Origin of the sequence: Halomonas gemina (assembly GCF_023554995.1) — a bacterium.
GTDB classification, from domain to species: domain Bacteria; phylum Pseudomonadota; class Gammaproteobacteria; order Pseudomonadales; family Halomonadaceae; genus Halomonas; species Halomonas gemina.
Window position 1 is genome coordinate 542,702 of sequence record NZ_JAMJPK010000001.1, and the last position, 21,163, is coordinate 563,864.

Annotated in this window: 19 protein-coding genes and 4 tRNA genes; 9 read left to right on the plus strand and 14 right to left on the minus strand. The window is 66.2% G+C overall.

The window, feature by feature from the left end; all coding sequences use genetic code 11:
- The first annotated feature begins 52 nt into the window (after positions 1 to 52).
- Both M8009_RS02700 and M8009_RS02705 read left to right on the plus strand, forming a co-directional pair.
- Positions 53 to 820, plus strand: coding sequence for a UDP-2,3-diacylglucosamine diphosphatase (locus M8009_RS02700; protein WP_250059226.1), 768 nt, complete (start codon positions 53 to 55; stop codon positions 818 to 820).
- Positions 821 to 841: 21 nt separating this feature from the next.
- Positions 842 to 1,141 (plus strand): nucleotidyltransferase domain-containing protein, encoded by a 300-nt coding sequence (locus tag M8009_RS02705; protein ID WP_250059227.1) that lies wholly within the window; start codon positions 842 to 844, stop codon positions 1,139 to 1,141.
- Positions 1,142 to 1,263: 122 nt separating this feature from the next.
- Here the strand turns inward: M8009_RS02705 and M8009_RS02710 are convergent, their stop codons facing one another.
- From M8009_RS02710 to M8009_RS02760, 11 genes are all read right to left on the minus strand, one after another.
- Positions 1,264 to 2,283, minus strand: coding sequence for a CobW family GTP-binding protein (locus M8009_RS02710; RefSeq protein WP_250059228.1), 1,020 nt, complete (start codon positions 2,281 to 2,283; stop codon positions 1,264 to 1,266).
- A 159-nt stretch (positions 2,284 to 2,442) separates the two neighbouring features.
- Complete coding sequence (locus tag M8009_RS02715; protein ID WP_250059229.1) at positions 2,443 to 4,260, minus strand: SurA N-terminal domain-containing protein; 1,818 nt, start codon at positions 4,258 to 4,260, stop codon at positions 2,443 to 2,445.
- Between the two features lie 182 nt (positions 4,261 to 4,442).
- The gene (locus tag M8009_RS02720; RefSeq protein WP_106231210.1) at positions 4,443 to 4,715 is read right to left on the minus strand and encodes an HU family DNA-binding protein; all 273 of its coding nucleotides are present in this window, start codon (positions 4,713 to 4,715) and stop codon (positions 4,443 to 4,445) included.
- Positions 4,716 to 4,892: 177 nt separating this feature from the next.
- Positions 4,893 to 7,301, minus strand: a complete 2,409-nt coding sequence (gene lon / locus M8009_RS02725; protein ID WP_250059230.1) for an endopeptidase La — start codon at positions 7,299 to 7,301, stop codon at positions 4,893 to 4,895.
- A gap of 432 nt (positions 7,302 to 7,733) precedes the next feature.
- Positions 7,734 to 9,014: an ATP-dependent Clp protease ATP-binding subunit ClpX gene (gene clpX, locus M8009_RS02730; protein ID WP_250059231.1), complete on the minus strand. Its 1,281-nt coding sequence runs from the start codon at positions 9,012 to 9,014 to the stop codon at positions 7,734 to 7,736.
- Positions 9,015 to 9,139: 125 nt separating this feature from the next.
- Positions 9,140 to 9,760, minus strand: coding sequence for an ATP-dependent Clp endopeptidase proteolytic subunit ClpP (clpP, locus tag M8009_RS02735; protein ID WP_250059232.1), 621 nt, complete (start codon positions 9,758 to 9,760; stop codon positions 9,140 to 9,142).
- 85 nt (positions 9,761 to 9,845) lie between these two features.
- Positions 9,846 to 11,216: a trigger factor gene (tig, locus tag M8009_RS02740; protein ID WP_250059233.1), complete on the minus strand. Its 1,371-nt coding sequence runs from the start codon at positions 11,214 to 11,216 to the stop codon at positions 9,846 to 9,848.
- 262 nt (positions 11,217 to 11,478) lie between these two features.
- Positions 11,479 to 11,553, minus strand: a tRNA-His gene (locus tag M8009_RS02745).
- A gap of 23 nt (positions 11,554 to 11,576) precedes the next feature.
- A tRNA-His gene (locus M8009_RS02750) sits at positions 11,577 to 11,651 on the minus strand.
- A 72-nt stretch (positions 11,652 to 11,723) separates the two neighbouring features.
- Positions 11,724 to 11,800, minus strand: a tRNA-Arg gene (locus M8009_RS02755).
- Positions 11,801 to 11,867: 67 nt separating this feature from the next.
- A tRNA-Pro gene (locus M8009_RS02760) sits at positions 11,868 to 11,944 on the minus strand.
- 177 nt (positions 11,945 to 12,121) lie between these two features.
- Here M8009_RS02760 and folD point away from each other — a divergent pair.
- The 4 genes from folD to M8009_RS02780 all read left to right on the plus strand — a co-directional run bounded on the left by folD (position 12,122) and on the right by M8009_RS02780 (position 15,239).
- Positions 12,122 to 12,979 carry a bifunctional methylenetetrahydrofolate dehydrogenase/methenyltetrahydrofolate cyclohydrolase FolD gene (gene folD / locus M8009_RS02765; protein WP_250059234.1) on the plus strand — a complete coding sequence of 286 codons (858 nt, stop codon included), beginning with the start codon at positions 12,122 to 12,124 and terminating at the stop codon, positions 12,977 to 12,979.
- 147 nt (positions 12,980 to 13,126) lie between these two features.
- Positions 13,127 to 13,594, plus strand: a complete 468-nt coding sequence (locus tag M8009_RS02770) for an S-ribosylhomocysteine lyase (protein ID WP_250059235.1) — start codon at positions 13,127 to 13,129, stop codon at positions 13,592 to 13,594.
- Positions 13,591 to 14,325, plus strand: a complete 735-nt coding sequence (gene mtnN / locus M8009_RS02775) for a 5'-methylthioadenosine/S-adenosylhomocysteine nucleosidase (RefSeq protein ID WP_250059236.1) — start codon at positions 13,591 to 13,593, stop codon at positions 14,323 to 14,325. Before M8009_RS02770 ends, mtnN begins: the two co-directional genes overlap by 4 nt.
- A gap of 2 nt (positions 14,326 to 14,327) precedes the next feature.
- The gene (locus M8009_RS02780) at positions 14,328 to 15,239 is read left to right on the plus strand and encodes an alpha/beta hydrolase (protein WP_250059237.1); all 912 of its coding nucleotides are present in this window, start codon (positions 14,328 to 14,330) and stop codon (positions 15,237 to 15,239) included.
- A gap of 72 nt (positions 15,240 to 15,311) precedes the next feature.
- On the opposite strand, the gene pyrC is transcribed toward M8009_RS02780, so the two are convergent.
- Positions 15,312 to 16,349, minus strand: coding sequence for a dihydroorotase (gene pyrC, locus M8009_RS02785; RefSeq protein ID WP_250059238.1), 1,038 nt, complete (start codon positions 16,347 to 16,349; stop codon positions 15,312 to 15,314).
- 141 nt (positions 16,350 to 16,490) lie between these two features.
- Between pyrC and M8009_RS02790 the strand changes: the two genes are divergently transcribed.
- Both M8009_RS02790 and M8009_RS02795 read left to right on the plus strand, forming a co-directional pair.
- A complete protein-coding gene (locus tag M8009_RS02790) occupies positions 16,491 to 17,384 on the plus strand; it encodes a DMT family transporter (RefSeq protein WP_250059239.1) in 894 nt (297 codons plus the stop codon).
- 62 nt (positions 17,385 to 17,446) lie between these two features.
- Positions 17,447 to 17,872: a hypothetical protein gene (locus tag M8009_RS02795; protein WP_250059240.1), complete on the plus strand. Its 426-nt coding sequence runs from the start codon at positions 17,447 to 17,449 to the stop codon at positions 17,870 to 17,872.
- 230 nt (positions 17,873 to 18,102) lie between these two features.
- On the opposite strand, the gene M8009_RS02800 is transcribed toward M8009_RS02795, so the two are convergent.
- Together M8009_RS02800 and M8009_RS02805 are read right to left on the minus strand one after the other, a co-directional pair.
- Positions 18,103 to 19,344 carry an NAD(P)/FAD-dependent oxidoreductase gene (locus M8009_RS02800; RefSeq protein ID WP_250059241.1) on the minus strand — a complete coding sequence of 414 codons (1,242 nt, stop codon included), beginning with the start codon at positions 19,342 to 19,344 and terminating at the stop codon, positions 18,103 to 18,105.
- A gap of 79 nt (positions 19,345 to 19,423) precedes the next feature.
- Positions 19,424 to 19,882, minus strand: coding sequence for a tellurite resistance TerB family protein (locus M8009_RS02805; RefSeq protein WP_250059242.1), 459 nt, complete (start codon positions 19,880 to 19,882; stop codon positions 19,424 to 19,426).
- 206 nt (positions 19,883 to 20,088) lie between these two features.
- Here M8009_RS02805 and M8009_RS02810 point away from each other — a divergent pair, with 206 nt between their 5' ends.
- Positions 20,089 to 21,156 carry a glycosyltransferase gene (locus tag M8009_RS02810; RefSeq protein WP_250059243.1) on the plus strand — a complete coding sequence of 356 codons (1,068 nt, stop codon included), beginning with the start codon at positions 20,089 to 20,091 and terminating at the stop codon, positions 21,154 to 21,156.
- Positions 21,157 to 21,163 lie beyond the last annotated feature (7 nt).

Here is a 21,163-nt window from a genome sequence, read left to right on the forward strand (position 1 = left end):
TCTCCAGAGCCAGGCGGGCGTGATTCGTTTCACCGTCTGAACTGGGCCTGCCATGACCACCCTGCTGATTTCCGACCTGCACCTGCACCCCGGCGCCCCTCAGGTCACCGAGGGCTTCCTGCACTGGCTGGACGAACGCGCCCGGGGCTGCGAAGCCCTCTATATCCTCGGCGACTTCTTCGAGGCGTGGATCGGCGACGACCTGCTCGACCTGGGCGAGCAGGACCCCACCGGCAACGCTGCCCTGGCGGCGCGCATTGCCGCCGCCCTGAAGCGCCTGGCCGATGGCGGCACGGCCATCCATCTGATGCACGGCAACCGCGACTTCCTGCTGGGTGAGCGCTTCGCCGCTGCGGCCGGGGCCAGCCTGCTGCCCGACCCCAGCGTGGTCACGCTCGGTGGCAAGCGCGTCCTGCTGATGCACGGCGACAGCCTCTGCACCCGCGACGAGGCCTACCAGGCCTTTCGCGCCCAGGCACGCCACCCGCTCTGGCAGGAGCAGGTGCTCTCGATGCCGATCCAGGAGCGCATCGCCCTGGCCAGGCAGTTGCGCGAACAGTCTGGCGAGGCCAACTCCAACAAGGCCGAGGACATCATGGACGTCACCCCCGACGAGGTGGTCAAGGTGATGGCCGAGCACGGCGTCACGACGCTGATCCATGGCCACACCCACCGCCCCGCGGTGCATGAGCTCGAAGTCGATGGCCAGCCTGCAAAGCGCTATGTGCTGGGTGACTGGCAGCCCGGCAAGGGCTGGGAGATCCTGGTCGAGGAGGTGGGTGAGCCGACCCTGCAGGCCGTGTACTACCCTCAAGCATAAGCCGACCGAGAGAAAGCCCCCATGCGCCTGACGATCGAACAGCGACGCCTCATCAAGGAGCAGGTGAAGAGAGTCTTTGGCGAGACCGCTCGTGTCATGGTCTTCGGCTCGCGCACTCGTGACGACATCAAAGGTGGCGACATCGACCTGCTTGTTCAGGTCGATAATCCTCTGGATCACCCAGCACTGGATGCCGCACGCCTGTCTGCCGCGCTCAGCCGGGCCATGGAGGGTCGCAAGGTGGACGTCCTGCTTCGCGACACGCGGCTCGAGGAGCTACCCATTCACCGCATAGCGGAAGAGACCGGAATTGCCCTGTGAATACCGTCAACCCGGAATCCCAGCGCCTCGCCTTCCTTGCCCGGGTAGCGACCAGAGAGGCCTCTTTGCTGGAGGAGACCGCCACCCGGCTGTTCACCGGCAATGCCCCCGTCACTCAGACGTCACGCAAGACATTCTGCCAGGTTCGCTTCCAGCGCCTCGGCCGCCGGCAGGCTGCCAGCCCCGCCGATCAGCTCCAGCCGTGAATCCCGCCGCCAAGCGCTGTCGGTGAGACTGACCGTGCCATCGGCGCGGTTGAAGAGCTTCCAGCCGTCGCCGGTATGCAGCACCCCTTTCACCCGCAGTTCTGCGGGCAGCTCGCCCAGCAGCCGCGTGACCTGGTCGAGGTCGAAGACCTCGGCGGCATGCCAGCGCCACCCCAGGGTGGCATGCCCCAGCGAGGCGCCCTCCTCGCGCAGCGGCCTGCCCGGCTCGGGCTCGCGAAGTGCGACGTCGTCGAGCACCAGGGTCGCCGATGCGGGCCGGGCCGCCTGGTGAGATGACGAGGCGGCAGCGCTCGCATTCCCATGCCGGCGACCATCCAGCAACCGGGAGAGCGGCAGCTCGCCATGGGGCGCCTCGGCCACCCAGCGCTTGGCCGGCCAGAAGTCACCCAGCCAGGATCGGGCCGCCTCGAGTTGCTCGGGGGTGGCCAGGTCGGTCATGGTCAGGGCCACCCCGTCGGCCATGGCCAGCTGGTCGCGGAAGGTCTCGTGCTTCCGGGCCCGCGGGTCATCGAGTCGCCGCGGGTCGAGCAGCGCGACGATGTCCCGGACGTCCAGCACCCCCTCGAAGCCCTCGCCACGCAGCACGTCCAGCAGCCCCGCCGGATGACCGAGCCCCGAGGGTTCGATGATCAGCCGATCCGGCCGGTAGCGATGCAGCAGGTTGACCAGCGAAGCCTGCAGCACGAAGGCCAGCTGACAGCAGAGGCAGCCACCCGGCAACCCCTTGACCACCAGGTCGTCGCGTTCGGCGAACATCGCCTGGTCGATCCCCACCCGGCCGAACTCGTTGATCACCACCGCCCAGCGCTCGCCATCGGGCTTCTGCTCGATCAACCGACGGATCAGGGTGCTCTTGCCACTGCCCAGGAAACCGGTGACCAGGTGAACAGGAACATTAGCCAGGGGAGCGGGCATGGATAGCCTCCGGCGGTGGGTTAAATGTTATAGAATAACATAATGGGCCAAGCGGCCATCGGGATGTAATGCTCTCGAGCAAAAGCAAACCCCGAAGGCCGAGACCTTCGGGGCTTGCTTGTAGCTCGGCGCTCGGCGCTCGGCGCTTGTAGCTCGGCGCTAGCGACGAATCTCCGCTTCCTCGCGCAGGTCGTCGAGCAGGCCCTGGATGGCGGCCTGGGCCCGCAGCCGTTCCGCCATGCGGGCCACGAAGGACTCGATCTGCTGATTGGGCTCGCCGGGCTGCACCTCGTCCAGGGCGATCAGCACCACGCGCTCGCCATCCACGGCATGGCCATAGACCGGCGAGTCACCCTCGGGATGCGGCAGGCGGAAGGCGGCCTGGATCAGCGCCTCGGAGAGGTTGCTCCCGCCCTGGCGGCTGACGCCCTCGGCCTGCTGCCAATCGATCTCCAGGGATTCACCGGCGCGCAGGCGCTCGACGCGTTCGGCGGCCAGTTCGACCAGCGCCTCACGGGTCTTCTCGCGGCGCACCGCCGCCTCGACCTCGTCGCGCACCTCCTCCAGCGGCAGGGTGGTCGCCTCGCGATGCTCGGCGACCCGCAGCACCAGACGACGATCCTCGTCGAGCTCGATCACCTCGCTGTTGTAGCCCTCCTCCAGCACATCGCCGCTGAAGGCCTGCTCCATCACGCCCGGCTCGGAGAGCACCCCATCGGCGCCCTCGCGCCCGACCCAGTCGCTCTGCTGGAGTTCCAGCCCCAGGTCTTCGGCAACGCTCTCCAGGTCCTCGGCGGCGAAGCTGTCATCGATCAGGCGCTGCGCCTGTTCGTTGAAGGCATCGGTGACCTGGTCACGGGCCAGCTGGCGCCGCAGCTGGTCACGGCTTTCCTCGAAGGCGGGACGGTCGAGCTCGGTGACCTTGACCAGATGCAGGCCGTTGTCGGTCTCGACGATCTCGGAGACCTCGCCCTCGCCCAGCGAGAAGGCCGCCTCCTCGAACGCCTCACCGAAGAAGCCGCGGGAGATGACGCCCAGATCGCCACCGGAGTCGCTGGTGGAGGTATCCTCGGACACCTCGGCAGCCAGCTCGGCGAATGCCTCGCCCTCGGCGAGACGCTCCTGTACCTGCTCGAGGAGGGCCTCGGCCTCCTCGCGGCTACGCGCGTCGCCGAACGTCACCATGATGTGCGAAACCCGACGATCCGCCTCGGCAGCCCCGTCTTCCCAGGCCTCACGCAGCGCCTCTTCGCTGACGTCGGCCTCCTCGGCCATCTGCTGACGGTCGAGAACCACATAGTTCAGCCTTACCTGCTCGGGCCGCCGGTAATCCGCCTGGTGGGCGTCGTAGTAGGCCTCCAGCGCCTGCTCGTCGACCTCGGGCGGCGTCTCCAGGTCTGCCGGCACCAGGGCATGGTGGCGGAAGCTGCGGCTCTGGCGCTGCAGCGCGGCGAGGCGCTCGCGCTCCTCCTCCAGGGTGAAGTCACTCACCGACAGGCCCTGCTGGAGCTGCTGGCGTTTCACGTCGACGCTCAACTGCTGGCGGAACGACAACGGTGTGAAGCCGGCGCTGGCGAGACGATTGCGGAACAGGTCCCGGTCGAAGCGCCCGTTGGCATCCTGGAACTCCGGCAGGTTGACGATCAGCTGGTCGAGCTGCTCCTCGGAGACATGCAGGCCGCCCTCCTCGGCATACTGCGTCAGCAGCCGATCGGTGATCAGCATGTCGAGCATCTCGGCCCGCAGGGCGCGCTCCTGCTCGGGCGGCACCTGGCCGCTGCGGATCGCTCGCTGAACTTCCATTTCCAGCTGCTGGCGGGTGATCGCCTCGCCGTTGACCTCGGCGACCTCGTCGCCACTGTTGCCCAGCAGCCCGACCAGCGATTCCACGCCGAAAAGCGCCATGGTCACGACCACGGCGCCGATGATGATCTTCGCGCCCCAGCTCCTGGAGCGGTCACGAATACTTTGCAGCATGCAGGCCTCTGCGGATCAAGTGAGTCGAGTCGCGCCACATTATACGCATCACCGTGCATCACGCGACGCCAGCAGCGGTGAGGGTGGCCGAAAAAAGGTGACCGACAAAAGAACAGGCGCACCGCCGGGGCGATGCGCCTGTTATGGAACCAACCGTCAGTGGTGCGGCAGGCGCCGTCGACTCAGTTGACGGAGTCCTTGAGCGCCTTGCCGGCCTTGAAGCTGGGGACCTTGGCAGCGCTGATCTCGATCGGCTGACCGGTCTGCGGGTTACGGCCGGTGCGGGCAGCGCGCTCCTTCACCTGAAAAGTACCGAAGCCCACCAGGGAAACGCTGTCACCCTTCTTGAGGCTGTCGGTCACGGTCTCGACCATGGCATCCAGCGCACGAGAAGCCGCTGCCTTGGGAATGTCGGCAGACGCGGCAATGGCTTCGATCAGCTCGGATTTGTTCACACTTCACCCCTTGACGTTTTCGTAAATTGGCTCTAATCGGCGAGACGTTCGGCTGACTGACGCGATCACAGCATGGCGGTAGTTTATAGCAATGCGGTGAAAGACCTGTCAAGCAACCTTCCCTGCCAAACCCCGCCATACCGGGGTTCTGGCACCGGCATAGCGAGATAAATATCGTTAGTGCGTACTGACCATCGGCGCCGAGGAGGTGGAGTCTTCCGCTCGAGGTTCCTCCTTTTTCGGCACCGGCTTGTCGGCCAGTGCTACCTCCAGGACATCATCGATCCAGCGAACCGGGCGAATATCGAGAGCTTCCTTGATATTGTCCGGCACCTCCTTGAGGTCGCGACGGTTCTCCTCGGGTATTAGCACCGTCTTTATACCACCGCGCCTGGCGGCCAGCAATTTCTCCTTCAGCCCGCCGATCGGCAGCACCTCGCCGCGCAGGTTGACCTCGCCGGTCATGGCCACGTCGCAGCGAACCGGACGCCCCGTATAGGCCGAGACCATGGCCGTGACCATGGCAATGCCCGCGCTGGGACCGTCCTTGGGCGTGGCGCCCTCGGGCACGTGGATGTGCAGGTCCTCCTTCTCGAAGCGCTCCGGGTCGATGCCCAGCGCCAGGGCCCGGGCGCGCACCACCGTCTGGGCCGCGCTCACCGACTCCTTCATCACGTCACCGAGCGAGCCGGTCTTGTCCAGGCGTCCCTTGCCGGGCGTGATCACCGACTCGATGTTGAGCAGCTCGCCACCCACCGAGGTCCAGGCCAGGCCGGTCACCCGGCCGACCTGGTCTTCCTGGTCGGCCAGGCCGTAGCTGTAGCGGCGCACCCCGGCATAGGGCTCGATGTCGGCCGCGGCGAGCAGCACCGGTGCCTGGGCGCCCGCCTGGCTCTCCTTCTCGAGGCGCTCGCGGAGCACCTTGCGGCACACCTTGGCGATCTGGCGCTCCAGCTCGCGCACCCCGGCCTCGCGGCTGTAGTAGCGGATCAGCTCGAGCAGGGCGTCGTCCGAGAACTCCAGCTCCTCCGGCTTGAAGCCGTTGGCCTTGAGCTGCTTGGGCACCAGGTAGCGACGCGCGATGGCGAGCTTCTCGTCCTCGGTGTAGCCCGGCAGGCGGATCACCTCCATGCGGTCGAGCAGCGGCCCGGGGATGTTCATCGAGTTGGCGGTGCAGATGAACAGCGTCTCGGAGAGGTCGTAGTCCAGCTCCAGGTAGTGGTCGCTGAAGGTGTCGTTCTGCTCAGGGTCGAGCACCTCGAGCAGCGCCGAGGACGGGTCGCCGCGGTGGTCCATGCCGACCTTGTCGACCTCGTCGAGCAAGAACAGCGGGTTCTTGACCCCGGCCTTGGCCATGCGCTGGATCATCTTGCCCGGCAGCGAGCCGATATAGGTGCGGCGATGGCCACGGATCTCGGACTCGTCGCGCACCCCGCCGAGCGCCAGGCGCACGTACTTGCGGTTGGTGGCCCGGGCGATGGACTGCCCCAGCGAGGTCTTGCCCACCCCGGGCGGCCCCACCAGGCAGAGCACCGGGCCCTTGAGCTTCTTGACCCGCTTGTGCACCGCGAGGTACTCGAGGATCCGCGCCTTGACCTCCTCGAGGCCGTAGTGGTCCTCATCGAGCACCTTCTGGGCGTGCACCAGGTCATGCTTGATGCGGGTGCGCTTCTTCCACGGCACCGCCACCAGCCAGTCCAGATAGGAGCGCACCACCGTGGCCTCGGCGGAGTTCGGCGACATCATCTTCAGCTTGCCCAGCTCCTGGAGCGCCTTGTCGCGGGCCTCCTTGGGCATGCCGGCTTCCTCGATGGCCTGCTCGTACTTCTCGGCCTCGTTAGGCACGTTCTCGAGCTCGCCCATCTCCTTCTGGATGGCCTTCATCTGCTCGTTGAGATAGTACTCGCGCTGCGACTTCTCCATCTGGTCCTTGACCCGCGAGCGGATGCGCTTCTCCACCTGCAGCAGGTCGATCTCGGACTCGATCAGCGCCATCAGGTGCTCGATGCGATCGCGCACCCGGTCCATCTCCAGCAGCTGCTGCTTGTCGTCGATCTTCAGCGACAGGTGGGCACAGATGGTATCCACCAGGCGGCTGGGGTCCTCGATGCCGGAGAGCGAGTTGAGCACCTCGTTGGGCACCTTCTTCGACATCTTCACGTACTGCTCGAACTGGTTGAGCAGTACGCGCACCAGCGCCTCCTGCTCGCGTTCGCTGAGCGGTTCGCTCTCGCGCAGGCTCACCTCGGCGCGGCTATAGCCGCCATCGACGGCGACGATCTCGCGGATATCGGCCCGGGACTCGCCCTCGATCAGCACCTTGACGGTGCCGTCGGGCAGCTTGAGCAGCTGCATGATCTCGGCCACGGTGCCGATGGCGAACATGTCCTCGTTATCGGGGTCGTCCTTGCTGGCCTCGCGCTGGGCCACCAGCAGGACGCGCTTGTCGGCCGCCATGGCCGCCTCGAGCGCCTGGATCGACTTCTCGCGGCCAACGAACAACGGGATGACCATCTGCGGGTAGACGACCACATCCCGCAGCGGCAAAAGGGGCAGACTCAGGGTCTGTTCGGCGTTCTGCTGCATCGCAGACGTTCCTCACACGAAATCGGATGGATACCCAAGGAGTGGGGGCGACAGGCGGGCTTTACAAGGCGCGGCATGCCGTCTACCCACGCAAGCGCCCACCTCGTCAGGCGGAATAATGATCATCGCAATACGGCGTGAAGGAGGCGAAGTGCCCTTGTGGGAGCGCAATTCATTGCCGGTTCGACGCATCGACGAATGGCGCCGAAAGACGCCCTGGGCTGAGTGCCTATTGCTGGGAAGGCCTCCGGCCTTCTATCGCGATCTGAAGATCGCTCCCACAGGAAAGTAGCCTATGTCCTTGCCTGCCAAACAGAATCACGCCAATGTGCAAAGAATCTAAAAAAGCGGGAGCGCCTCGCGACTCCTGTCGGCCATGCTGGCCGACACAGGGAGGCGAGGCGCTCCCGCCCGGGGCCCGGCCCCGGTGGTTCAGCCGTCGGTGCCGTCGACCCGCTGCGCCTCCTGCTGGGAGTAGATCAACAGCGGCTCGCTCTCGCCACTGATGACCGAGGCATCGATCACCACCTTGGACACCCCCTCCAGGGAGGGAATCTCGTACATGGTATCGAGCAGCACGGACTCGAGGATCGAGCGCAGGCCGCGGGCACCGGTCTTGCGCGCCATGGCCTTGCCGGCCACCGCCCTCAGGGCGTCCTCGCGGAACTCCAGCTCCACGCCTTCCATCTCGAACAGCCGGGCGTACTGCTTGATCAGCGAGTTCTTGGGCTCGGTGAGGATCTGGATCAGGGCATCCTCGGTGAGCTCGGTGAGGGTCGCGATCACCGGCAGGCGGCCGACGAACTCGGGGATCAGGCCGAACTTGACCAGGTCCTCGGGTTCCACGTCGAGCAGCAGGTCGCCCACGCCCTTGGTCTCGTCCTTGCTCTTGACCACGGCGTTAAAGCCGATGCCGCCCTTCTCGGCGCGATCGCGGATCACCTTGTCCAGCCCGGCGAAGGCGCCGCCGACGATGAACAGGATGTTGCCGGTATCGACCTGCAGGAACTCCTGCTGGGGATGCTTGCGGCCGCCCTGGGGCGGCACCGAGGCGGTGGTGCCCTCGATCAGCTTGAGCAGCGCCTGCTGCACGCCCTCGCCCGAGACGTCACGGGTAATGGACGGGTTGTCCGACTTGCGCGAGATCTTGTCGATCTCGTCAATGTAGACGATGCCGCGCTGAGCCTTCTCCACATCGTAGTCGCACTTCTGCAGCAGCTTCTGGATGATGTTCTCGACATCCTCGCCGACGTAGCCCGCCTCGGTGAGGGTGGTCGCATCGGCGATGGTGAAAGGCACATTGAGCAGCCGCGCCAGGGTCTCGGCGAGCAGCGTCTTGCCGCTGCCGGTGGGACCGATCAGCAGGATGTTCGACTTGCCAAGCTCGACGTCGTCGTCCTTGGCGCCGAAGCGCAGGCGCTTGTAGTGGTTGTAGACCGCCACGGACAGCACCATCTTGGCGCGGTCCTGGCCGATCACGTAGTCATCGAGGGTGTGACGAATCTCGCGGGGCGCAGGCAGACGCTCCTCGTCGCTCTCGGCATCGGCATCGAGCACCTCCTCGCGAATGATGTCGTTGCAGAGGTCGACACACTCATCGCAGATATACACGGACGGGCCGGCAATCAGCTTGCGCACCTCATTCTGGTTCTTGCCGCAGAACGAGCAGTAGAGCAGTTTGCCGCCTTCGTCCTTGCCTTTGCCGTCGGCCATTCGCGTACCTCTTTCATAATGACGCCCCTACAGTATGGCTCATGGGGCGTCGGGTTCACCACGGCGGCCTCGGCCGCCGGGAAACGTCTCAGTGCATGAAGGTCACTCGGGTGAAATTCACGCTATCAGGATGTCGGCCGCTGTTCCAGCACCGCGTCGATCAGGCCATATTCGGCGGCCTGCGCGCCGTTCATGAAGTTGTCGCGGTCGGTATCCCGGGCGATGGTCTCGATGTCCTGGCCGGTATGGTGCGCCAGGATCTGGTTGAGCTTGTCGCGGATACCGAGGATCTCGCGGGTGTGGATCTCGATGTCCGACGCCTGCCCCTGGTAGCCGCCCAGCGGCTGGTGGATCATCATCCGCGAATTGGGCAGGCAGTAGCGCTTGCCGGCGGCACCGCCGGCCAGCAGCAGTGCACCCATGCTCGCCGCCTGGCCGATGCAGACCGTGGAGACGTCAGGCTTGATGAACTGCATGGTGTCGTAGACCGACATGCCCGCCGTCACGCCGCCACCCGGCGAGTTGATGTACAGGTGGATGTCCTTGTCCGGATTCTCGGACTCCAGGAACAGCAGCTGCGCCACCAGCAGGTTGGCCATGTAGTCTTCCACCGGGCCAATCAGGAAGATCACGCGCTCCTTGAGCAGGCGGGAGTAGATGTCGTAAGCCCGCTCGCCGCGCGCGCTCTGCTCGACCACCATGGGCACCAGGCCACCGGCGGATTGGATATCGAACGGGTTGCTCATCTGGGTGATGTCCTTGGTTCCGATAAATGGAAGCTTAGGGGTATTCCCGCCCGAGCGTAATCGGGCGGGACGCACCGGGGCGTGATCAGGCCTGCTTCTCTTCGCCCTGCTCGTCGGCCTCGGCCTCTTCGCCTTCCTCGTCGACTTCGCCCTGCTGCTGGGCCGCGGCGAGGGCCTCCTGGTAGCTCATTTCCACGTCCTTGACGCTGGCCTGCTCGAGCAGCACATCGACGGCCTTCTCCTCGAGGATAGCCGACTGCACCTGGGTCTTGAGCTGGTCGTTGCCCATGTAGTACTCGACCACCTGCTCGGGGTCCTGGTACTGCTGGGCCAGCTCCTCGACCTTGGCCTTGATCTCGTCGTCGCTGGCCGCGAGCTCGTGGCGCTTGATCACCTCGGCCAGCAGCAGGCCGACCTGGACGCGGCTCTTGGCTTGCTCGGCGAACAGCTCGTCGGGCAGCTGGCTGACATCGAAGTCCTCGCCGAGGCCGAACTGCTGGGCCGCCTGGCGCTTGAGGCCCTCGGTCTCCTGCTGCACCAGCGCCTGGGGCACCGGAATGTCGTTGGCCTTCTTCAGCGCCTCGAGAACCTGCTGCTTGACGCGGTTGTCGATGGCCTGGGTCGCCTCGCGGGTCATGTTCTTCTTGACCTCGGCGCGGAACTTCTCCAGGTCGCCATCCTCGACGCCGAACTTCTCGACGAACTCGGCATCCACCTCGGGCAGGGCCTGGCCCTTGACCGCGTGGACCTTGACCTTGAAGGTCGCTTCCTGGCCAGCCAGCTGCTCGGCCTGGTAGTCCTCGGGAAAGGTGACCTTGAGCTCCTTCTCCTCGCCCGCCTTGGCACCGACCAGCTGCTCCTCGAAGCCGGGGATGAAGCTGCCGGACCCGATTACCAGCTCGTGGCCCTCGGCGCTGCCGCCCTCGAAGGGCTCGTCGCCCAGGAAGCCCTGGAAGTCGATCGTGACCTGGTCGCCCTCCTCGGCGGCGCGCTCGACCTCTTCCCAGCCGGCATTCTGCTTGCGCAGGGTGTCGATCATCTCGTCGACGTCGGCCTCGCTCACCTCGACCACCGGACGCTCGACCTCGGTGCCCTCGATGGACGAAAGCTCGACCTCGGGATAGATCTCGAGGGTCGCGGTAAACTCCAGGTCCTTGCCCGCCTCGTTTACGGTGGCCTCGATCTGCGGATAACCGGCCGGGTTGAGCTCGTGCTCGGAGATGGCACGCACATAGCGCTCGCGCATCACTTCGCCCACCACCTCGTCGCGCACGCCACGCCCGTAGCGCTGGCGGATCACCGACATCGGGACCTTGCCCTTGCGGAAGCCGTCCATGCGAACGGTCTTGGCGGCATCCTTGAGACGGGCGGCAACGGCCTCGTCGACCTCGGCGGCCGGCACCTGGACCTTGATGCGGCGTTCAATCTGGGAGGTCGTATCGACGGAAACTTGCATGAAATGTCCTCTACCGACTGGGGCGTTCTGTGAAAGCGTGAAAGGGTCAAAGGGCTGATTCTAAGAATCCCGCCCGGTACTGGCAAGCGCCGTGCCTGAACAGATGGGGGCCTGGCAGCACATTACAAGGGGCATGACGGGGATTTTTCCGCGCTGGCGACTGCCACGCTCGGCAATGGGAAGGCGTGACGACAAGCGCCATGACACGGATGAAACGCCAGGGAACTGGAACGGGAAAAGCGAGAGCTGCTGAGGGAGGCAATGGGGTGGATGATGGGGATCGAACCCACGACCACCGGAGCCACAATCCGGGGCTCTACCACTGAGCTACATCCACCACTGCCTGAGGTCATGTCGAGGTGGGGTGGATGATGGGGATCGAACCCACGACCACCGGAGCCACAATCCGGGGCTCTACCACTGAGCTACATCCACCACTACGACACGGGTCTTGCTGAAAGCTCTAACGCATCGGCCGAAGCGCTACCGGCCACTCCATGCGACACATGGCGCGCCCAGCAGGACTCGAACCTGCAACCTACGGCTTAGAAGGCCGTTGCTCTATCCGGTTGAGCTATGGGCGCATTCTACGTTTCAGAGCGCCTGACCGCAACCCAAAATGAGAAATAAAACTTCCCAATCAATAGGTTGTGGTCGGGGTGGAGGGATTCGAACCCCCGACATCCTGCTCCCAAAGCAGGCGCGCTACCAGACTGCGCTACACCCCGCCGGCTCTTGCACGGCCCTGACGCCGCCGCAGGGGCCTCGTCAAGCGCTGCGTATTCTACGGAACTTTCCCGGTGGGTCAAGCGAGAAGCGCGCCACGGCCGCCCGGGCGCTTTGCCTTGGGGCCCGGGCATGCGAAAATCCACCGCCTCGCCCACCCACCACCAGAGGGAAGCTCGATGACCGCCCAACTGATCGATGGCAAGTCCATTGCCGCCCGAGTCCGCCAGCAGGTCGCTCGACAGGTGCAGGCACGCCGCGAGGCCGGAGGGCGCATTCCCGGACTGGCCGTGGTGCTGGTGGGCGAGGACGCCGCCTCCGCCGTCTATGTGCGCAACAAGCACCGCGCCTGCGAGGAGGCCGGCATCCGCTCGTTCAAGTACCCGCTGCCGACGGATACCCGCCAGGATGAGCTCGAGAGCCTGGTCGACCAGCTCAACGCGGACCCGCGCATCGACGGCATCCTCGTGCAGCTCCCGCTTCCCGAGCACCTGGACTCCCGCCCGATCCTCGAACGCATCCTCCCGCACAAGGATGTCGACGGCTTCCATCCCTACAACCTCGGCCGCCTGGCCCAGCGCATGCCGCTGCTGCGCCCCTGCACCCCCAAGGGGGTGATGACCCTGCTGGAGGCAAACGACCTCAAGGTCCGCGGCCTGGACGCCACGGTAGTCGGCGCCTCCAACATCGTCGGCCGCCCCATGTCGCTGGAGCTGATGCTCGCCGGCTGCACCACTACCGTCTGTCATCGCTTCACGCGAAACCTCGAGGCGCATGTCCGGCGCGCCGACCTGCTGGTGGTCGCGATCGGCAAGCCGGGTATTGTCAAGGGCGAGTGGATCAAGCCCGGCGCCATCGTCATCGACGTGGGCATCAACCGCCAGGAGGACGGCCGCCTGATCGGCGACATCGACTTCGCCCCGGCCGCCGAACGCGCCAGCTGGATCACCCCGGTCCCTGGCGGCGTCGGCCCCATGACCGTCGCCAGCCTGCTCGAGAACACCCTGCAAGCCGCCGATATGCACGACGCCACCTAAGTTTCCCTTGGGGTCAGACCCCTCAGCAAACTTTGGGGTCAGACCCCTCAATCCGCTTTGGGGTTTGACCCCACGCCCTGCCGTGCACCTTTCGTCGAATTCGGCTAGAATCAGCGCCTCTTTTTCCCCGACTCGCGAGGTCTCCCGATGACCGACCAGAAGATGAATGTCGAAAGCTTTAACCTCGACCACACCAAGGTGAAGGCGCCCTATATCCGCCTCGCCGACATCAAGACCGGCGAGAACGGCGATACCATCCACAAGTACGACATGCGTATCTGCCAGCCCAACCAGGACCACATGGAGATGCCCGGATTGCACTCCCTGGAGCACCTGATGGCCGAGCTCTCGCGCAACCACTCCGACAAGGTCGTCGACATCAGCCCCATGGGCTGCCAGACCGGTTTCTACATCGCAATGATCAACCACGACGACTACGACGGCGTGCTCGACCTGCTGGAAGGCACCCTCAAGGACGTGCTCGAGGCCACCGAGGTGCCCGCCTGCAACGAGATGCAGTGCGGCTGGGCGGCGAGCCATAGCCTGGAGGGCGCCCAAGAGATCGCCCGCGGCTTCTTGGCCAAGCGTGACGAATGGAACCAGGTGTTCGCATGAAGCGCATCGGCATCATCGGCGCGATGGCCCAGGAGGTCGCGGCGCTCGCCGCGCAGCTGGAAGATCGCCGCACCCGTGAGCACGTGGGTTGCACCTTCCATCTCGGCAAGCTGCACGGCGTCGAGGTGGTGATCCTGCAGTCCGGAATCGGCAAGGTGAATGCCGCCATCGGCACTACCCTGCTGCTGGACGTCTACCACCCCGAGGCGATCATCAACACCGGCTCCGCCGGCGGTTTCGGCGAGGGGCTCGAGATCGGCGACGTGGTCGTCTCCAGCGAGGTGCGCCACCACGACGTGGACGCCGTCGTCTTCGGCTATGAGCACGGCCAGGTACCGCAGATGCCCGCTGCCTACCTGCCCGACCCGCGACTGGTCACCATGGCCCGGGAGTGCATCGAGCAGCTGGGCGAGGTCAATGTCGTGGAAGGCCTGATCGCCACCGGCGACGTCTTCATGGCCTGCCCGGAGCTGGTGGCCACCACCCGCTCGCGCTTCCCCACCATGCTGGCCGCCGAGATGGAAGCCGCGGCGATCGCCCAGACCTGCCATCACTACGGCTGCCCTTTCGTGGTCATCCGCGCGCTCTCCGACATCGCCGGCGGCGGCGACAACCACCTCTCCTTCACCGAGTTCCTGGAGAAGGCCGCCGATCATTCCACACGCATGGTCACGGCCATGGTCGACCGCCTGGGTCACCACAGCCGCCAGGCCGAAGCCATCGAGGGCTGAACATGGCTCGCGCCTTGCGTGGCTGGTGGGGGCTGGCCCTGTTCCTTCCCCTGCTGCTGACAGGCTGCGCCACCCATATCGACCGCAACGGCGAGGTCACAGCCCTTGAGGAGGTGGAACCCGTTCACTACGCCGTCGAGCGCCTGGCGCCGCGCACCTATACCCCGCCCGACTGGCCGGAGATGCTCGAAGCACGTGTCCTGCTCCCCGACACGCCGCCAGACCAGCGGCGTCCGGCCGCCCTGCTGGTTCACGGCGGGGGCTGGCAACGGCGCAGCCCCGATGACATGGACGAGATCGCCGAGCGTCTCGCCGAACGCGGCTACGTGACGGTCAACGTCGCCTACCGCTTCGCCCCGGAGCACCGTTTCCCCGCCCAGCTCCACGACCTGCAGCGGGCCATGGCCTGGATCCACGAACATGCTAATGCATGGCGCATCGACACCGATCGCATCGTCGGCGTCGGCTATTCCAGCGGCGCCCATCTGGTCAGCCTGCTCGGGGTCTCCGCCAACGTCGATGCCCTGGCCGAGCCCCATGGTGGTGACCACGCCCGACTGGCCGCCGTGCTGGGCGGCGGCCTGCCGAGCGACCTCTTCAAGTTCGATGACGGACGGCTGGTGGTGGAGTTCATCGGCGGCACCCGGGCCGAGCGGCCCGAGGCGTACCGCCTGGCCTCGCCGATCACCCACGTCGATGCCGACACCCCGCCACACTTCCTCTTCCACGGCCGCTGGGATGGCCTGGTCCCGCTGGACCACGCCACCGACTTCCACGCCGAGCTCCTCGCCCAAGGCGTGGAGAGCGAGCTCTACCTGCAGCACTACCGCGGACACTTCACCAGCTTCCTGACCCGCGGCAACGCCATCGAGGCCGGCATCGCCTTTCTCGACCGGCAGCTACTCGACGATTAAGCCCGTGCCTGAGACGGCAGCGGCCGCCCCCGGGGCGGCCGCTGCCATTGTCGCGATCACCAGTGACTGGCATCAGTCCTGCAGCCTCCACTCCAGCCTCTCGCCGGCGGCAAGCGGCACGATGGTCTGGCCCTCGGCATAGGGCAGCGATTCGGGCAGCTGCCAGGGCTCGCGCACCAGTGTCACGGTGTCGGTGTTGCGCGCCATGCCGTAGAAGTCGGGGCCGAAGTGGCTGGCGAACCCCTCGAGGCGCTCCAGGGCCCCGGCCTGCTCGAAGGCGGTGGCATAGAGCTCCAGGGCCGCCGGCGCGGTATAGGCCCCGGCACAGCCGCAGGCACTCTCCTTGTCGCCGCGCGCGTGGGGGGCGCTGTCGGTGCCCAGGAAGAACTTGGGGCTACCCGAGGTCGCCGCGGCCAGCAACGCCTGGCGGTGGCGCTCGCGCTTGAGGATCGGCAGGCAGTAGTAGTGGGGGCGGATACCGCCCACCAGCATGTGGTTACGGTTGAACAGCAGGTGGTGAACGGTGATGGTGGCGGCCACATTGGCCGGCGCGGCGGCCACGAAGTCGGCGGCATCGGCCGTGGTGATGTGCTCGAAGACCACCTTGAGGTCCGGGTGGCGCTCGAGCAACGGCTTCATGACCCGCTCGATGAACACCGCCTCGCGGTCGAAGATGTCGATATCGGCGTCGGTGACCTCGCCATGCACCAGCAGCGGAATGCCCAGTCGCGCCATGGCGGCCACGGCCGCATCGCAATGGGCCAGGTCGGTGACGCCGGAGGCCGAGTTGGTGGTCGCCCCGGCGGGATAGAGCTTCACGGCCTGCACCAGGCCGCTGGCGTGCGCCCGCTCGATCTCATCGGCCGGGGTGTTGTCGGTCAGGTAGAGGGTCATCAGCGGCTCGAAAGCGGCTCCGGCGGGCAGAGCCGCGAGGATACGCTCGCGGTAGGCCAGCGCCTGCTCGGTGGTGGTTACCGGCGGCTGGAGGTTGGGCATGATGATGGCACGGCCCATCTGGCGGGCGCTGGCGGCTACCACGGCGGCCATGGCCTCGCCGTCGCGCAGGTGAAGATGCCAGTCGTCCGGGCGGGTCAGGGTGATCGAATTCACGGCGGGTCCTGTGTCGAAAGCATGGAGGGGCGTCTTGAGCCAGAATGGCGCCAGTATATCGCAACCCCGCCGACGACCCGAGGCCACGACAGGCCATTCGTCTGCTAACATATCCGGCCATTCCCCGCGCCCCGGAGCCCGATGCCGTCCGTTGACCCTGTTCGCTCGCCGCTGCGCGCCGACCTCCTCCTTCTGCTGGTGACGATGCTGGCCGCCGCCGGCTGGATCTTCTCCAAGGAGGCGCTGGCCGGCATGCCGCCGCTGCTGTTCATCGGCACGCGCTTTGTGATCGCCGGCGGCATCCTGGCGCTCTTCGCCCTCGCCGCCCTGCGCCGGCTCTCCCCGGCCGAGTGGCGCCTCGCGGCCGGGGTGGGGCTGATCTTCAGCGCCGCCATTTCGCTGTGGGTGCTCGGCCTGCACCACTCCCGCCACCTCGGCGAGAGCGCCTTCATCAACAGCCTGGGCATCCTGCTGGTGCCGGTGGTGGCACGCCTGCTGTTCGGCGACCGGCCGCCACGCACCACCTGGATCGCCCTGCCGGTGGCGCTGGTCGGTTTCATGCTGCTGTCGCTGAATGCGGGGTTCCGGATCGAGCCCGGCCAGTGGCTGATCGCCGGCTCGGCGCTGGTGTTCTCGGTGCTGATCAATGCCAACTCGCGGGTGGTCCGCCGCGTGCCCGCCCTGCCGCTGACCGCCATCCAGCTGCTGGTGGTGGGCCTGATGCTGACGCTCGCCTCGCTCCCGTTCGAGCCCTGGCCGGCTCGCCTCTCGGCGGCCACCCTCGGCTGGGTCGCCGCCAGCATCCTCTTCGCCAGCACCCTGCGCTTCTTCCTGCAGGTCCATGCCCAGGGGCTGACCACCCCCAGCCATGCCGCGGTCATCCTGATGCTCGAGGCCGTGTGGACTGCGCTGATGGCCGCCTGGTGGTTCGGCGAGACCATGACGCTGCTCCAGCTGCTGGGTTGCTCGCTGATCTTCGCCGCCCTGCTGATCAACCGCTGGTACTGGGTACGCCGACTCTTCAAGCGCCGCTGAATGCCGTATCATGGCGCCAGAATTCGCCCCGCCACCGACGCCCGGCCACCCATGAGGACATGATGCCCAAGGTAAGACACTACGCCGATATCGTTGCGATCCTGGCCGGCTTCATGTGGCTGGTGCTCTACTGGTCGGTGAGTATCTCCGCGCACCTGGGCAGCATCGAACCCAGCCTCGCCGCCCTGCTGATGGTCGGCAGCCTGATCCTGATCAGCTTCGTGCACCGGCCGATTCGGGTGCTGCTCGGCCGCTACCATGTGCGCAAGCGGCGCACCGAGATGTGGATGCATATCCTCGCCCTGCCCCTGTTTCTGGCCTTCCTGCTGGCCATCGTCATCGACCACCTCATCACGCCGATGAACGGCGAGCAGAAGATGCTGCTGTTCAATGTGCTGGCCACCGCCGGCTGGCTGGTGTTCGTCTTCACCCTGCTCATCAAGTTGCTGATGCACCTGATCCAGCGCAAGCGCAAGGCGAAGAGCTAATTCAGTTTTGGGGTCAGACCCTTCACTAAACTTTGGGGTCTGACCCCAGCACCACTCTGTGGGAGCGACGGTTCGGCGCTCCGACTTCAGATCGCGATTGGAGGCCGAAGGCCTCCCGCCTTCGGCACTCGGTTCGGGGCGCCTGTCGGCGCCATTCGCGCAATGAATTGCGCTCCTACAGGGAACTGTCAGTGACTTCACGCCAATGTGCGAAGAAGCAAAAGTCAGCCTCAGAACCTCTCGGCCCGGAACGGCGCCATATCGATCTCGGCTTGCTCGCCATCCATCATCTGGGCCAGCAGGCGGCCGGTGGCCGGCCCCAGGGTGAAGCCCTGGTGGCCATGGCCCAGCGCCAGCCAGAGCCCCTCCTGCCCCGGCGCCGGGCCGATCACCGGCTTCATGTCCGGCGTGCAGGGACGCGCGCCCTTCCAGGGCTCGGGGTCGAGCCGTTCTCCCAGCGGGAACAGCCTTCGCGCCACGCGCTCGGCGGCGGCCAGCTGCTCCAGGTGCGGCGGCGCCTCGAGGCGCTCCAGCTCCGCCCCGGTCGTCAGGCGGATCCCCGCCTGCATCGGCGCCAGCAGGTACCCCACCTCGGCATCCATCACCCAGTGGCCGAGCCGGGCCGTGCCGGTGGTGCCGTAGTGCATGTGATACCCGCGCTTGACGAACAGCGGGATATCGAGTCCCAGGCCGGAGAGCCAATCCCGCGCCCAGGGCCCCATGGCCATCACCAGCTGCTCGGCCTCCAGCACGCCCTCCTGCGTGGATACCCGCCAGCCGCTGCCCTGGCGAGCGACATCCTTCACCTCCGTCTGCCGAACGCGGCCGCCTTCTGCCTCGAAGCTTTTGGCATAGGCCTGCACCAGGGCGCCGGGATCGGCCACCGTCCAGGGTTGCTCCCAGTGGATCGCCCCGGCCAGATCAGTGGCCAGACTGGGCTCCATGGCCGCCAGTTCACCGACATCCAGCGCCCGGTAGCGCACCCCGAACCGCTCGGCGTTGGCCTCGGCGTCGCGCAGACGCGCCGCCATGGCCTCCTGGCTGCGATAGACCTCCAGCCAGCCTTCCTTACGCACCAGGTGCTCGGCGCCCGCCGCCTCGACCATCGGCGCATGGGCGTCCAGCGAGAGGCAGATCAGCGAGGCGTACTCCGGCACGATGCGCGCATAGCGCTTGGGAGAGGAGTTCTGCCAGTACTGCAGCAGCGGCCCGGCGGACTGCAGCATGCCCCCGGGCCGGTAGCGGATATCCACCTGGCGGTTGGGCAATACCCGCAGCATGGTGGCGAGATCCCGCGGGAAGGGATAGGGCTGCACGGCCTCGCGCTGGATGATGCCGGCATTACCGAAGGAGGTCTCGCGGCCCGGTTCCCGGCGGTCGACCAGGGTCACCGAGTGGCCGCGCCGGGCCAAGTGCCAGGCTACCGACACGCCGACCATCCCGGCGCCCATCACCACGATTTCACGCGCCATCTCTGACTCCTTGTCTGCTGTTCACGGCTCTTACCGAGCATGCACCTTCGCAGTGCGAAGGGAAAGCCCGTGCTCGGCGTCAACCGTCCTCCCCCTCCTGAACCCTCAGCTTGGTGCGGATGAAATCCGAGTGGCTGACATGCAGCAGCTCGGCCAGGCGCCGGATGCGGTGCTCCTCCAGGTGATGCTGCTCGCCATCGGCCAGCGACAGCGACCACATCATGCGCACCAGCTCACAGCGCTGCTCATAGTCGAAGTGCTCCTTGACCAGGCTGACGAAGCGGTAGTGGTCCACCGCCGAATCGGCCTCCTCGCGGGCCAGGCGCATCAGCTCATCGAGGTCCGCCTCCGCCAGGTCGAAACGCCGCTGCAGCAGCTCGCGCAGCAGCGCCACCTCGCTGTCGTCGAGGTGATAGTCGGCACGCGCCACCTCGAACAGCAGCGCCGCCGTGGCCAGCTCCAGGGTGGGGGCCGCCGCTTCGCCGCCCCCACCCTCGGCCAGCATCTCGTTGAAGAAGCGCTGTATCGAATCGATCATAAAGTCCCTCCTGTCACAACCGGTCAGCCGATCTCTCGTGCATGGTGAAATGCTATCACTCCGAGACAACGCACGGCGCGAAAGGTCCCGACCCGATGACCGCCGCAGATGAGATCATCGCCCTGCCCCTGGCGCCCGGGGAGCCCTGACGCGCCCTTCCCAGGCTGTGGTAGCATGCAGCGCATTTACGCTTAATGGAGCCGCCCGTGGCCGCCAAACGCTTCGCCTTCGTCATCGCCGACCTCTACGGCGGCGGTGCCCAGAAGTCGCTGCTCTATACCGCCGACCAGCTGCGCCAACGCGGCCATGAGGTCATCGTCTTCACCCTGCGCGAGCTGGTGGAGCATCGCATCCCCGAGGGGCTCTCGATCGAGAACCTCGGTGTGGTGACCTCCTTCACCAAGGCCACCACCACGGTGCTCACCGAGAAATGGCAGGCACGCAAGATCGCCCAGGCCCTGGAGGCCTGGCAACCGGACGTGGTGATCTCCTGCTCCTGTGACAAGATCACCCGCCATCTGCGCCATTCCAACCTCTACTTCTGGGTAAAGTCCGACGTCTCGGCCAAGTTCAGTGAGCCTAGGAAGCGAGCCCGTGCCTTCGACAAGGTGCGTCGCTTCTATGGCGGCCGACGTGTCATCGCCGTCTCCCATGGCGTGAAGGAGAACCTCGAGAAGGTGGTGGGACTGGAAGCCGAGCGGATACTTGCCATCTACAACCCCTACGAGCGTGAACCCTTCGTCGAGATGGCGAAGGAACCCGCCGAACTACCCGACGGTGAGTTCTTCCTCTGCGTGGCTTCGCTGGAACCCCGCAAGCGCCACGACCGCCTGCTGCGTGCCTACGCGCAAAGCGGCGTGGCCACACCGCTGGTGATCATGGGCAAGGGCAAGCCGGAGCACGAGAGCGCCATTCGCGAACAGATAAGCGAGCTCGGGCTCGAAGACCGCGTCATCATGGCCGGTTACCACCACAATCCCTATCCCTGGATCGCCGCGGCCAAGGCGATGATCCTGACCTCCGATGCCGAAGGCCTACCCCGGGTGCTGATCGAGGCCCTGCTGCTGCACACCCCAGTGATCAGCGTGGACTGCCCCAGCGGCCCGCGGGAGATCCTCACCCAGGAGCTCGCCGACTTCCTGGTGGCGCCCGACAACGAAAAGGGCCTGGCCGATGCGATCGCGCGCATGGACCAGGCCCCCATCGAGATCGAGGAACGCCACTACCGGCAGTTCCTCAGGGAAAACGTCATCCCGCAATTTGAAGCGTTATGATGCACGA